The organism is Vibrio sp. D3, assembly GCF_043995865.1.
GTDB classification, from domain to species: domain Bacteria; phylum Pseudomonadota; class Gammaproteobacteria; order Enterobacterales; family Vibrionaceae; genus Vibrio; species Vibrio diabolicus.
In genome coordinates this window covers 946755-959528 of sequence record NZ_CP171886.1, presented here as the reverse complement: position 1 = coordinate 959528, position 12774 = coordinate 946755, and the positions used below count along the sequence as shown (strand labels likewise).

At 46.1% G+C, this 12774-nt stretch carries 12 protein-coding genes; 4 read left to right on the top strand and 8 right to left on the bottom strand.

The genetic code is table 11. The annotated features are described in order from the left end of the window. Positions 1–180 precede the first annotated feature (180 nt). Both ACHFJ9_RS04145 and ACHFJ9_RS04140 read left to right on the top strand, forming a co-directional pair. On the top strand, positions 181–1050 hold the full coding sequence (locus ACHFJ9_RS04145; RefSeq protein ID WP_193447470.1) for a hypothetical protein: 870 nt from the start codon (positions 181–183) through the stop codon (positions 1048–1050). 31 nt (positions 1051–1081) lie between these two features. After that, the gene (locus ACHFJ9_RS04140) at positions 1082–5200 is read left to right on the top strand and encodes a M66 family metalloprotease (RefSeq protein WP_395353905.1); all 4119 of its coding nucleotides are present in this window, start codon (positions 1082–1084) and stop codon (positions 5198–5200) included. Between the two features lie 70 nt (positions 5201–5270). Here ACHFJ9_RS04140 and ACHFJ9_RS04135 read toward each other — a convergent pair whose 3' ends face one another. The 4 genes from ACHFJ9_RS04135 to ACHFJ9_RS04120 all read right to left on the bottom strand — a co-directional run bounded on the left by ACHFJ9_RS04135 (position 5271) and on the right by ACHFJ9_RS04120 (position 7705). Continuing rightward, positions 5271–5453 carry a hypothetical protein gene (locus ACHFJ9_RS04135; protein ID WP_005393690.1) on the bottom strand — a complete coding sequence of 61 codons (183 nt, stop codon included), beginning with the start codon at positions 5451–5453 and terminating at the stop codon, positions 5271–5273. Positions 5454–5617: 164 nt separating this feature from the next. Beyond that, positions 5618–6304, bottom strand: a complete 687-nt coding sequence (locus ACHFJ9_RS04130; RefSeq protein WP_395353902.1) for a helix-turn-helix transcriptional regulator — start codon at positions 6302–6304, stop codon at positions 5618–5620. A 47-nt stretch (positions 6305–6351) separates the two neighbouring features. Beyond that, positions 6352–6666, bottom strand: coding sequence for a hypothetical protein (locus tag ACHFJ9_RS04125; protein ID WP_258664517.1), 315 nt, complete (start codon positions 6664–6666; stop codon positions 6352–6354). Between the two features lie 115 nt (positions 6667–6781). Further along, positions 6782–7705 carry a LysR family transcriptional regulator gene (locus ACHFJ9_RS04120; protein ID WP_029800867.1) on the bottom strand — a complete coding sequence of 308 codons (924 nt, stop codon included), beginning with the start codon at positions 7703–7705 and terminating at the stop codon, positions 6782–6784. Between the two features lie 138 nt (positions 7706–7843). Between ACHFJ9_RS04120 and yjjG the strand changes: the two genes are divergently transcribed. Continuing rightward, positions 7844–8518 (top strand): pyrimidine 5'-nucleotidase, encoded by a 675-nt coding sequence (gene yjjG, locus ACHFJ9_RS04115; RefSeq protein WP_029800868.1) that lies wholly within the window; start codon positions 7844–7846, stop codon positions 8516–8518. 51 nt (positions 8519–8569) lie between these two features. Beyond that, positions 8570–9109 carry an NUDIX hydrolase gene (locus ACHFJ9_RS04110; protein ID WP_029838453.1) on the top strand — a complete coding sequence of 180 codons (540 nt, stop codon included), beginning with the start codon at positions 8570–8572 and terminating at the stop codon, positions 9107–9109. A 71-nt stretch (positions 9110–9180) separates the two neighbouring features. On the opposite strand, the gene ACHFJ9_RS04105 is transcribed toward ACHFJ9_RS04110, so the two are convergent. The 4 genes from ACHFJ9_RS04105 to ACHFJ9_RS04090 form a co-directional block, all read right to left on the bottom strand. Further along, positions 9181–9615 carry a hypothetical protein gene (locus tag ACHFJ9_RS04105; RefSeq protein ID WP_395353898.1) on the bottom strand — a complete coding sequence of 145 codons (435 nt, stop codon included), beginning with the start codon at positions 9613–9615 and terminating at the stop codon, positions 9181–9183. Positions 9616–9635: 20 nt separating this feature from the next. Next, entirely contained in the window at positions 9636–10187 is a 552-nt protein-coding gene (locus ACHFJ9_RS04100) for a YtfJ family protein (RefSeq protein ID WP_317422365.1), read from the bottom strand. Between the two features lie 79 nt (positions 10188–10266). Then, complete coding sequence (locus ACHFJ9_RS04095) at positions 10267–10986, bottom strand: carbonic anhydrase (protein ID WP_020841751.1); 720 nt, start codon at positions 10984–10986, stop codon at positions 10267–10269. Positions 10987–11064: 78 nt separating this feature from the next. Next, positions 11065–12408, bottom strand: coding sequence for an OmpP1/FadL family transporter (locus ACHFJ9_RS04090; protein ID WP_395353895.1), 1344 nt, complete (start codon positions 12406–12408; stop codon positions 11065–11067). Between the last annotated feature and the right edge of the window lie 366 nt (positions 12409–12774).

Here is a 12774-nt window from a genome sequence, read left to right as displayed (position 1 = left end):
GCGACAATACTCAGATAAATAGTATTAAAAAATTAAATAAGGATTTAACCATAAGAGTAATTTTATGGTTGATAGGTTTATTGGGGTTGATTATCTGAATTTTTATGGAATTTCATCCCAATAATCTGTTTGTCTTTAAGTTTATTCTAATAAACTTAATTCTCATGGAAGTTTCAAAACATGCAGCACACAACAAAGTGGATGATGACGCCGCTTGCAATGTTGTTGGGTACGCTGTTTTCAGCGCCATCATTCGCGGTGGAAACGAGTGTAATTGATAGCACTAGCACGCCTGAATCTACACAAAATGAAGGAGATGCGTCCTGTATTGTTTGTAAGTTTAGTGGGGCCGTTTACCTATCTTACGATACAAACATTTACGATAAAGACGACTACCGTTCTGTCCGCAATTTCTCGTGGGGAGGCGATCTCGTTTATTCCTTTTCGAGCGACACAAAAGCCTATTTTTCTACGGGTGGCTATCGTGCCCTAGAAGATGAAGTCGGCACCTACGCGACAGATTCGGTGTTGGGCTTGCAATACACGAACCTATATCGCTTTGGAGATACAGGGAAAATCGGCGTTGCGGGTCAGCTCACCATTCCAACTTCAGAAACATCTCGTAAAGATGAACTGCACACCGCGGTTCGTTTAGATGTGCCGATCTCTTTTTCAGCTTGGAGCGTCGATTTTTCGGTTTCGCCAAGACTGAGAAAAAATTTCCACGAATACAAAACCATGGGGGGACGCTCGCTGACTGAGTGGACTTACTCATTGTTTGCTGTTGCGGAAAAGTCGTGGGAATCGTTCGCAGTGGGGATCACGGCGTTAGGTGGTAACAGCATCAGTTATCAAGGTACGCGCAGAAGCAGTTGGCAGTATGAGGGGGCGTTGTACGGCACATACGAGTTTGATGAAAGCTGGTCATTGCAACTCGCGGCGTCATCAACGGGTTTCTATCAAGATGCAGAGCGAGGCACCTTGGGCAACATCGATTTGTTGGACCAAGAGAAAGCGTCTTACATCGCGACAGTGACTTACTCCTTCTAGGAAAATAACAACAATTAAGGATATCCAAATAATGTTTAAAAAATTGACTCTGGTGTCAGCAATAACGGCCGCACTTGCAGGCTGTGGCGCAGATGATCAGGCGTATGACTATGTCGAAAGAGATGCAAAAGAAGTCGCAGTAAAAGATCTTAAAGACGGTCGTTGGTTTTACGTTCCGACGACTGGTGCCGCGCCACGCTTTGCTCTGAACCAATTCCCATTCTTGCAAGGTTCACCTCGTTACGTTGAGCTTTGTTTTACCAAAGAAGGTCTGGAAGTTCGCAGTTACGATAAAAACTACCCAGACGCGCATCTAAGCAAAGATGCCAATAATTACTGCGGTGAAGAGAAATTTGTCGCAGACGACGACGGCGTTAACTTCGCGCAAGTGCTGACGATTCCGGGTGACTTTGCGGCGTATCGCTGTCAAGAAGACGCGCATGGTGATTGCACCAACAAAGAAGAAACTAACGAAGACGCAAGCCTAAGCTACAAGAAGAAAACCCACTTCACACCTCGCCCTGAAGATCTTGAAATTGCAGAATTCAATATGGAAGATCTGTATGGTATTACCGAGGGCATTGATGAAATTGGCGCACCACGATTGATCTCGTGGGACTTTGACCCTAAAAACGGTCTTCTCAATTTCGAACTAGAGCGCACGTTCCGTATCGATTTAGATAATATTTCCGACTACATCAACTTTGCAACGAAAGCGAGCTTGGATGAGGCGCTTGTAGATGGCGCGTTTAAATCTCGTTTCTACTACTCGTTAGTGCACGAAAGTGAAGTGGCAACTGAAGGTTACCAACCGATCTTGTACCCAGTGGGTGATGAGAACGACATTGGTTTCTTCACCACGTCGACGAAAAAGCTTAACCCAGTCACGAATAAATACGACCGTGATGTGGTTTACCTCAATCGTTTCAACCCAGATCAAGGCTCTATTAAATATTACTTGAGCGACAATTTCTTTGAAGAGAAGAACAAGTTGTTCTTGGATGCAACGCTGCAATCGATCGACAAGATGAACCAAGCGCTGAGTGTATTTGGGGCGGATGCTGGCAAGCCCGAAATCGAGATTGTGAACAAAACCAAAGCGGCTGGTATTCACCCAGGCGACCTGCGTTACAACGTGATTAACCTGATTGACGAGCCTCTAGCGAACGGTCTGCTTGGCTACGGCCCGTCGGTTTCTAACCCGATGACGGGGGAAATCATCAAAGGCCACGTGAACCAATACGCAGGCGTTGCAAGAACGGGTGTACCTTTCTATTGGGATAACTTGGCGCGATTCTACAATCGTAATCAGCTGGACTTAGATGGATTGGATCCACTGCCGACTAATAGTGAAACGATGAAAACTGAGGTCGAGGATAGAGTTGAAGCCCTCTCGACAATGGCAGCAATGGCGAGCCTGAAATCGGATGAAAACATTTATGCGCCTTTCGTATCAAAAGAAGACATCGTTTCTGGAAAAGCGGCGACGAAGAGCCCAACTCAGCTAATGAAAAACTTCAATGATGACATGGAGTTTGAAAAGGTGGTTGAAGCTGAAGAGAACCGTTTGTCTTTCTGGGCAGAGAACAACGTCTATCCAATTGAAGCGTCGTGGGTTTCTTCAACTAACAAGGCCATGTTGGACAACTTGAAGTTGGACGACGAGCGTTACTTTGAGATCAAACTCGATGACGCAGGTAACGAAGTATCGCGTCAGCTTAAGCGTTGGAAATACCTGCCAAAAGAGTTGCAAGTGAAAGCCGCTGATGCGATTACGGTTGCGACTTACAGCAATACGCTTGTTCACGAGCTTGGTCATAACATGGGTCTGCGCCATAACTTTAAAGGCTCAAATGACAAAGCGAACTACTACACGCTAGAGCAAGCGCATCAACTTGGTTTGAACAACATTCCTGCTTACAGTTCGACGATGGACTACGCACCAAGCATGTTGGATGAAACGCCAACTTGGGGTCTGTACGACATTGCGGCGTTTAAGTTTGGCTACGGTCGTAAAGTCGAGACTATTCAAGATTCTTCAGGTTCAGCTCCCGCGCCTGTTGCGAAGCCGGCAGACAGTGCAAGCGATGAAGACAAAGCGGCATACGCTCGTTACCTCGCTGATCAGCAAGCCTACCAACAAAGCTTTGCATACAAGTTTGGCAACAATCCAGACAACACATCGCTGATGGTGTGTTCTGAAGTGAAGGCACTAACGGGGAACGAGAAAGGCAAATCACTCTACAACTGTGACTTCAGCCGATTCGATACCGCTGCGTTGTCTGATGATCCAGAACTGAATGCGAAAACTCGTTATGGCGCACTTTACTACCTAGATAAAGTGAATGAAATTGAGCGTAAGTCTTACGATTTCTGTACCGATGGGAACGTTTCTCTAAACAGCGACTGTAACCGTTTTGACGAAGGTACAAACCTAGAAGAAATTGTTTCTTACGAGTGGCAGAACTATCTCGATAGCTATGATCGACGCAATTTGGAGTTATATGGGACGACGGGATTATTCTCGTCCGATTATCCTGGTTACTTAGTGCGCCGTTACATGGAAATGAGCGCTATCCGTGACAAGATGGAAGATCTTGAGCGCATCGATAACCTGTACACCAATCTGGGTTACACTTCGTCAACGGATAAGCCGGGTGACTTTTTATTGCGCCTTGCTTCAAATCCTCAATACTGTAGCGAAGGTAAAGCCGATAACTCATGGTTCTGTGATTACGCGAATGGGGCGAAAAAATCCGCGGCGTTCTTCCTTGATATCTTGCGCACACCAGAGCATCAATGTGTGATAGAAAATGCGGCAGGCAACCAAAAAGTGATTTCTTTTGGTCAACTGTTAGACAACAACTCACACCAAATTCCGGCTGATTACGATCTTTCAACAGCCAGCTGTTTTGATGATTTGGCAGCACGCTTTATCGAAGATTCAGATGAGGGCTATATAGCTGTTGCGGAAACTGCGAATGGACGCTTCCTAAACTCGATTGGTAGCTTTGACCCGGATTACCCTTGGTCAAATGCGGTGTCTGTGTTGGGTAACTGGCCAGATAAAGCGTTGGCGAGCCACTTCTTAGCACGTCGATTCTCGAACCGTTTTACCGACGAGGTGAGTTTTGCATCGCTGCTTGATATCCCTGGGGTGCAAGCTGAATACGAAGACATCATGGGCAACATCGTGGCAAATGACGCGTTAAATACGCCAGTTAAATTGGTGGGTAAAGACGGTAAGGAATACACCAATCTAAAAGGGGTTACCGTGAACCTACACATCACTGAGCAAATGGAGTCCCTACCACCAATGCCTCGTGGTATTGCAAGATTCCTTGATATTGGTGCAGAAGGTCGCGGACGTGTTGGCGATGTCATCTTGAGAATGGGTGTGAACCAAATGAAGTCTTACGATTATACAGTGAAGACTCGTGGTCAATCTCAGTTTGATACGTTTACGAAGCAGCAAGACCGTTACGGTATCATCGCGGGTGACAAGGTTGAGTTTGTTATCGACGGCGAGAAGTTTGTGGCAACAAAAGCAAACAAGCTGGCTTACGACTACGCAAATCAACTGGTGACGTCCAAAGGTTACGATCTAAAAACGTACCTAGATAGCTATGAGCCTGCAACACTAAACAAGGTTGCAGAGAGCATCGATAGTGCTTGGGGGCCATTCCGAACAGCGATTGTCCCAGCGTTCCACGATCCTGTATTGCTGCTGGATGCGCCAATGGTCAACGCAATGAAGCGAACCATTGATGCGGATATCGCGGCAGGTGTGCTGTCGTTTAGCCAGTCTTTCATCAACTTTACGACAGCGAATGTGACTTCGGGTGATTTGGTCATCGATGCAACTTCGGGCACATTGAGCTACAAAGGTGGTAAAGCGCACGATGAGCTGAAAGCGTTCGAAGCTTACACTGATGCGATGCTTTTGATTTACAACGATCACGCCGAAGACATGATGTTCGCGGTCGACAATGTGTACGCAGGGTACATGGCGTCTTCAGATGCTGACAAAGAACTTTGGCTGAAAGATCTCAATATGATTCAAGCGTATTTGCGTGGTGATATCGGCGCTGTGGCTGGTGATTACTACAAGATGCTTGATCGCCTACCAACTGCAGTGAGTTTCCAGTAAATAACTCTTAATTCACTCATACAAAGGCCTGCAGCAATGCAGGCCTTTTTAGTCATAGGATTGATGGAATTTAGGAGTGAAAGATGATCTGTCCGTCTTCTGTCATCACAAGTGTCGCTTTGCTTTGTTCGATAAGTTGGGCAGCATAAGAAGGGGTAACGGCCTGCATATCACCTTTAGATCGAAGAGTTAAAGATTCCCACGCTTGATCTCGATATTTCCCTGCTTGGGTGTATTGAATCAGTACTTTCATAGCTTCACGCTCCGGTGTGGTTGACGTGCTACTTAAGTTAACGATCTTAGGTTGGTTGCGCATCTGTTAAAAATGAAACATTAGTTTAACCAAATGTGCCTTTCCAAATATCGCGCATTGAGCAGAGCAATTTAGAATCCTTGTGATGGAAGGATGAAGAACACTCAATCTTTCGATTCATACTGCGCAATATAATGTTTGAGAGATTTGGTTTCCGCACTCTGAAACTCTTCATCGTGCATACGCAGTGCTTGGATACGGTCGAGGCGGAACTGACGGTAGTCATCGCGCAATTCGCACCAGGCGACCAGCGTCCAGACTTTGCCCCAAAAGAACTGGCCTAACGGTTGGATTTTTCTCTCGGTCACTTGTCCGTTTTCATCTTGATAATCCAAACTGACCTTAAACTGATGATCAATCGCGTGGCGCAGAAGCTGCCCTCGTTTGGCAGTCTCGGATTGGGTGTGATAGTCGGGCACAATCAGCGGACAATTTTCCACTTGTTGTTTGAGCTTATCTGGCAATACCGAAAGTATTTTGGTGGACGCAGAGTGAGACGCTTCGGCAAGTTCGGCATCCGACCAAGCTCGAACCATCCGCATACCCAGTTCAAGCGCCATCATCTCTTTTTCTGAGAACATCAAAGGCGGCAGATGAGAGCCAGCTTGCAACAAGTAGCCGACACCTGCTTCACCTTGAATAGGAACACCAGAACTGAGCAACGACTGAATATCGCGATAAATCGTACGTTCGCTGACTTCCATTCTTTCTGCGAGCTCTTTCGCTGTCACGGCGTAACGCTTTGCGCGCAAAAGCGTCAGTAGCTCAAACAGTCGTTCTGATTTGCTCATGATGTTCCTTATCTAGACCTACTGGTTGTTAGTGGTAGTGTGGCTGATTACTTCTCTAGCTCACTGCACATTTTTAAGTTGTGATGTTTAAGCTCGAAACTTTCGCAGTCAATCATCGATAACAGAGGCTGAAATTCAGCGGCTTGCTTAATCTGTTTTCCCGCCTGTTTTGCATCGTCCATTGAACGCCAGTAAATGATGTCTGTCCACACATCGTCCGTCGCTTCGTGACTGAGTGAGCGATACAAAAAGCCCGGCAGATTCTCCACAAACGTTTGTGACTGTTTGGCTGCGGTGATCACGTCTTGCTCTGTTGTGCCTGCGGTTAGACGAAATTGCACAGTTTCGATAATGGTTTCCATATTGTGATTCCCTATTGGTTTTGGCGGATCGCCTGTTGAGTTCCAAATAAGGTTACGCGGATGGAATGTCAGAATATGTCAGTAGTGAAATCTCACTCACTTATCATCAATACGGTTATTTTTCTGGGCGGTTGTAACGATCCCAGTAAGGTAAATCTGTGCCGAGTTTTTCGCTGATAAAATCGATAAAGGCTCTTACTTTCAACGGCATGTGCTTGCGCTCAGGGAACACCGCATAAATGGCGTGTTCTGGTAGAGAATACTCTTCCATCACCGGTTTTAGATTTCCTGCGGCAAAGTCTCTTCCTGCAATAAACGTTGGCAGTTGCGCAATGCCCGAACCTCTTAACAGCAACTGGCGAATGGCTTCGCTGTTATTGACGATAAAGTTTCCTTTTGGAAGCACCTTGTATTCGCTGCCGTTGTTGATGAACATCCATTCGACGCCGCCACGGAAATAGGAGTAGCGCAGGCAGTTGTGACCGACTAAATCACTTGGTTTTTGTGGTGTTCCAAACTCCTCTAAGTAATCTGGTGAGGCACAAAGCACACTTTTACAAGGGGCGAGACGTTTTGCGATTAGATTGGAAGAGGTGAGTTCACCAATACGGATCCCCAAATCAAAACCGTCTTTAACCAAATCGACCATTTTGTCTTCGAGGTTTAAATCCACTTCAATTTTCGGGTAACGAGCGAGAAACTCGCTGATCAAAGGCGCGATATGCAGCACACCGAAAGACATCGGCACGGTAATTTTGAGCCGACCTTGTGGAGAGCCTTGCAGCTCCGATACCGCGTCCACGCCTTGCTGGGCTAGGTTGAGCGCTTGAGAGGCGTACTCAAAATAGCGTTCTCCCGCTTCGGTCAGGCTCAGCTTACGCGTGGTTCGGTTAAGGAGACGAATGCCCAAATCGTCTTCTAGTTGGTTGATGCGTTTGCTGATCGCAGATTTCGTCAGATTCAGCTGTTTGGCCGCAAGGGAAAAGCTGCCGCATTCGACAACAGCAACAAAAACGGGCAGGGAGGCAATCGCGTTCACATCAATCTCCTATTATCGTGAAGCATTTATTGTTGAGCACAAGGATACAATTAATTTCCAATTATAGAGATTATCTTCAAGAAGAAAACAATCTAGACTATGCACCAGTATTACGACCTTGACTTTGGGAAGAAGAGAATGAAGTACGATTGGATCCTGTTTGACGCTGACGAAACCTTATTCCACTTTGATGCTTTCAAAGGTTTGCAGCTTATGTTTTCTCGCAAAGGCGTAGATTTTACTGAACAAGATTTTGCTCATTACCAAACCGTAAACAAACCGCTTTGGGTGGATTACCAAGACGGCAAAGTAACGGCAGATGAGCTAAAACATAACCGCTTTACCGAGTGGGCTGAGAAGTTGAATACCACAACAGCAGATCTCAATAGCGCATTTTTAGAAGCGATGGCCGATATTTGCAGCTTGTTGCCAGGTGCAAAAGAGTTGATGGAAGCACTGCAAGGCAAAGCCAAAATGGGCATCATCACCAACGGTTTTACAGAGTTGCAAGCGATTCGCCTTGAGCGCACAGGGATGACTGAGTACTTCGATAAAGTGGTGATCTCTGAACAAGTGGGCGTCGCAAAACCGGACTTAGGCATTTTTGAATACGCGATGCAGCAAATGGGCAACCCATGCAAAACGCGTGTACTGATGGTGGGTGACAACCTGCATTCCGATATTCTTGGTGGCAATAACTTTGGTATTGAAACTTGCTGGTTAAATACCACAGGCGCAAGTGTCGATGAGCGTATCGCACCAAATTACACCGTTGAGTCTTTGAGTGAACTAAAGAACATTTTGGTGGCGTAACCGAATCGGGTATTATTCCGCAGTAACCCTCAGAAAAATCAAGGAATAACCATGCCAGACATCAAACAGCTAGACAGCAAAGTCGTTTACCAGAATAAGTGGATGACGGTGCGTGAGGACAAAATTTTACGTCCGAGTGGCGCAGAGGGCATCTATGGTGTGGTCGACAAACCTGATTGTGCTGCGATTCTGGCTATCGATAACGGGATGATTCACTTGGTTCAGCAGTACCGTTACACCGTAGGTCAACGTTGTTGGGAGATCCCACAAGGGGCGTGGGAATCAAATCCAGATGCGGATCATCTTGAGCTTGCCAAAGGCGAGCTGCGTGAAGAAACGGGCATGCAGGCGAGTGCCATGGCGTATGTCGGCGCGCAGTTTATCGCATACGGCTTTTTGAATCAGACATGTCACGTCTACTTCGCCACTGATTTAACGGACGTGGGCAATCAACTCGACAGTGAAGAAGAGGATTTGATCACTCGCGCTTTTTCTGTTGAGGAGTTCGAACAAATGATGATCGACGGCACGATCAAAGATTGTGTCACCATCGCGGCTTATGGTTTGGCGAAGCTGAAGAAATTCATTTAATGATAATTTTTAATGAAAACAGCGGCCTAGTGCCGCTGTTTTTAGTTTGGGAGAGCTCGTTGAGCCATCGCTTACTCGTCGATTTTCTTACCTAAAATTTCTACTTTTGCTTTCTTGGTCACCCCCGCGACTTGCAGCGCTGTGCTGCCAACCGATTCATAGTTCAACTCGATCTTGTCTAATTTCGCGTTATCTTTCGTTGGTAGGCTTAAGCTTCTTGATGACATGCCTTTAGTCAGAACACCTAAACTGTCGAACGTCTTTTCCTGACCATCTTTCATGATCACTTTAACGCTTCTCAGATCGACCGTACCTTGCGTACATTTGATTTTGATGTGGCTGAAACGAGCGTTAGCAAATGGTGACAGTGGATTGACTGTGTCGGTTTCCGATTTAAAACTGACGGTTTTATCTGCAATCTTGTCCCAATCGTTGTCTCCAGCAACCGATTGGAAAGAGGCTACAGCCGCTAAAAGACAGAGTGCGATGGTGTTGAACAGTTTCATAGCTTTTCCTTACCTTAGGTTTAGATATTCTGTTTAATCAGTTCGATGACGTGTGTGACTTCGTCTTGAGTTAAAGCCCCTTCTTTCACGAATAAAATTTCGCCTTGTTTATTTTGTACGATAATCGCAGAACTTTCTTGCTGTAGATCCCAAGTTGTTGCTAATACGCCATTTTTGTCTAACACCATGGAAGACCAAGAGAATGTCTTTTTGCTGTCCTCTGCCGACGATTTTACAAATGTACCGGTCCCCCAAATGGCGTCTTCTTGGTTGATCACGGTTGTGGTCTGATACTGATCTTCAGGAAAGTGAGCGGCAGTGATTGCTGACATCAGCGGCGCGTTCATCTCTTTAGCTTTACTACGACCTGCAATGGCTTGTATCACACGGACTTTGCCTAACATCTGCTGAGTTGCCCAAGGTTGATAAGCCACATCGTCTCCTCGCAGCGTCATTTCGCCATAGGTATCAATGCTGACGGAAGGGGTGGTTTGACCGACAGAAAGGTTATGAGAGAAGGCGAATGTCGGGGCGAGTGCGAGTAAGAGTGACAGAACAGATGGAGTTTTCATTGGGGGGTCCTGTAACGAAGTGAGGTTAGAGCGAATTAAATCAAGGGGCAAATACGATGCCCCTTATCGAATGTGGAGATTAGTTAGAAAGTACAACGCGCGCATTTAGCGGTTGCAGCGGACGATTGTTTTGTCCCATGACTTCCATCAGTTTCGCGGCTTGATCTTTGGATAAGGTTTGAGTGTCTTTAAGCACAAACCAGCGCACACCTTCTGAACATGGTGGTGTGGTTAAAGATCCGTTAAATCGATAGTAGTTTGCAGTTTTTGGCAGTAAGTCGTTAATCTCAAACGTATCTTTAAAGAACGTGGTTTGATTCTCTTGTGGGATTGCGTTGATCAGTTTAGACAGCGCTGCGTTTTGATCGCCAGCATCAAACATCACCGAAATTACCGCCAACTCGCCGTCTGCGTTGGCGTGTACAAAGTGCGCTTCAAGTGGATATTGGCGGCCTTTGATTTGGTTTTCTGAAGGTGTGTGGAAATGGAACTGTTGCAGTTCGAACGTCTCGCCATCGATGGTGAAGCTGTTACGTCCGTTCACTTGCGCTTGCAGCGTATGACCATTGTTGGTTAAACCAATGACCTGACCAGTGTACGAAAGGTTCAGTGCTTCCAGTTTTGCATCGGCAGGGTTGTCGATGTTGATTGGGCTTTGGTTTTTTGTGGTAGCACAGTCTTTGGCGATTTCTCCCCAGTGCTCTGGCCCGTGTTTGTCATTGCCATAGCCCCATTCCGAAGCCTGAGCAGCGCTTAGAGTGAGAAGTGAGAGTGAAAAAGCAAGTAGTGTTTTGTTCATAATAATGTCTCTGTTCGGTCGCTTTGATAAGCGTTGTTACAAGGCAATGACCTAGAGGTTTGATCACTGCCTGACAAATTAGAAACGGTGGCTGAGTTGGGCACCAATTAGGAACGCATTTGAATGGGTCACGCCTGTCACCATCGGTGCAGGAACACCTTCATACGCGCACTCTTCTACGTTGACATCTTCACCAATCAAGTACGTCATGCCGATGTCAACCGTGGTATCTGATGACCATTGGTAAGAGGCACCCGCAGATAACCAGTGACGGTTCGAATCTGGGATAGAAAGCGAAGTCAGCTCATCGACAGGTGTTTTGTCGAACATGTAACCCGTGCGAAGTGTCCAACGTTCATTGGCGTACCAAGTCGCACCGATGGAGTAGTGCGCGGAGTCTTGCCACTGAAAATCTTTTAGCAACTGATCATCAGCTTTCAAGCTGTCAAATGCTGACCAACCAATCCACTGCACAGAATAGTGCAGGGCAAATTTAGGTAAGACGCGGTGATAACCGGAAAACTCCGCAATATCCGGTAGCGGCATAGCAAGCGAGTCGTACGATTCGCCAGCAAAGTGGATGTCGCCCTTGGCATCTATGTTAGGGCTGTGCTTGTAGCTTAAACCTAAGCGATGACGTTCGTTAAACTCGTACATCATGCCAATGTTCGCGCCAAGCCCAATGCCGCCAGCTTCCACATCAAGTGCGTTGCCTTTTACGGATCCACAGCGTTGTTCTAGTTCGTTTCCAAGTATGTTCCCACCAACGCAAACACCCACGTCCATATCGCGGTACAGCTCACCAGAGCCGTAAATCACATCAATACCACCACCGATACTAAAACGGTCGTTCACCTTGTATGCCAAGCTTGCGCCAAGGTTGACACTCGCTACGCTGGTGACACCGCCAAAAACAGGTGCGCCATAGTTTGGTTTAAACTCCATGTCGGTTCCGAAGTTGGAGTATGCCGATAAGCCTAGATACCAGTCGTCGTTGATAGCGTGAATAAAGTAAAAACTGGGTACAACGGCTGGTTGACCAACGCCATCGACGTCATCAATGTCTGTCACGGTTTGAGAGAAGGACGGGGTAATGTCAACTTGAGGGGACGGAGGAAAACCGCCCATACCAACATTGACATCCGCATTAATATTAGCTCGATGATATTGCGCATTTTTAACGGTAACGTCAGGTTTGACGTAAGTGACACCGAACGATAAGGCATTTTGTTTAAACAGCGTCATCGCTGCGGCGTTGCGGCTGACTACAGACGCATTATCACCAATAACAGCATCACCAGCAAAAGCACGACCAAGACCCGTCGCCGAATGTTCGTTAATTTGAAAACCACCGGCATACGCCGTCGAGGAGGCTAGCCCGATTAATAAATAAATCGGTGAAAGAGTTAATTGTCGCTGCATGTTTTTCTCATGAATTAATTAGAAGTTGTATTGCAACGAAAATCAGTAAAATAAACAAATCTGACCAGTGTATTTAGGAGTAAAACTAACAGTGTGCTGACAATAAGTAAATTTAACTTAATAAATATTTATTGGTGAATTTATTAATGCTTCATGGCGTGAATATAGTAGTTATTTACGTGTAAATTAAATTCTGAACCTCTATTTTTATTTTTGCGGTATTACTTCTCTATTTTTATTGTGCTGACTGTTCCCTAACAAATAGAGGGAAATCCAGCGATAAAGTGTCCGTGATGGAAACTCTGAGTCATTTGTATTTCCATTGCATCCCAACGTTGGTAGTTCGAATCAGCAAGAGAACTATCG

Bases quoted from the DNA above. Each gene is read 5' to 3' on its own strand.
- ACHFJ9_RS04145 (WP_193447470.1), top strand. From the start codon at position 181: ATGCAGCACACAACAAAGTGGATGATGACGCCGCTTGCAATGTTGTTG.
- ACHFJ9_RS04140 (WP_395353905.1), top strand. From the start codon at position 1,082: ATGTTTAAAAAATTGACTCTGGTGTCAGCAATAACGGCCGCACTTGCA.
- ACHFJ9_RS04135 (WP_005393690.1), bottom strand. From the start codon at position 5,453: ATGAAAGTACTGATTCAATACACCCAAGCAGGGAAATATCGAGATCAA.
- ACHFJ9_RS04130 (WP_395353902.1), bottom strand. From the start codon at position 6,304: ATGAGCAAATCAGAACGACTGTTTGAGCTACTGACGCTTTTGCGCGCA.
- ACHFJ9_RS04125 (WP_258664517.1), bottom strand. From the start codon at position 6,666: ATGGAAACCATTATCGAAACTGTGCAATTTCGTCTAACCGCAGGCACA.
- yjjG (WP_029800868.1), top strand. From the start codon at position 7,844: ATGAAGTACGATTGGATCCTGTTTGACGCTGACGAAACCTTATTCCAC.
- ACHFJ9_RS04110 (WP_029838453.1), top strand. From the start codon at position 8,570: ATGCCAGACATCAAACAGCTAGACAGCAAAGTCGTTTACCAGAATAAG.
- ACHFJ9_RS04105 (WP_395353898.1), bottom strand. From the start codon at position 9,615: ATGAAACTGTTCAACACCATCGCACTCTGTCTTTTAGCGGCTGTAGCC.
- ACHFJ9_RS04100 (WP_317422365.1), bottom strand. From the start codon at position 10,187: ATGAAAACTCCATCTGTTCTGTCACTCTTACTCGCACTCGCCCCGACA.
- ACHFJ9_RS04095 (WP_020841751.1), bottom strand. From the start codon at position 10,986: ATGAACAAAACACTACTTGCTTTTTCACTCTCACTTCTCACTCTAAGC.
- ACHFJ9_RS04090 (WP_395353895.1), bottom strand. From the start codon at position 12,408: ATGCAGCGACAATTAACTCTTTCACCGATTTATTTATTAATCGGGCTA.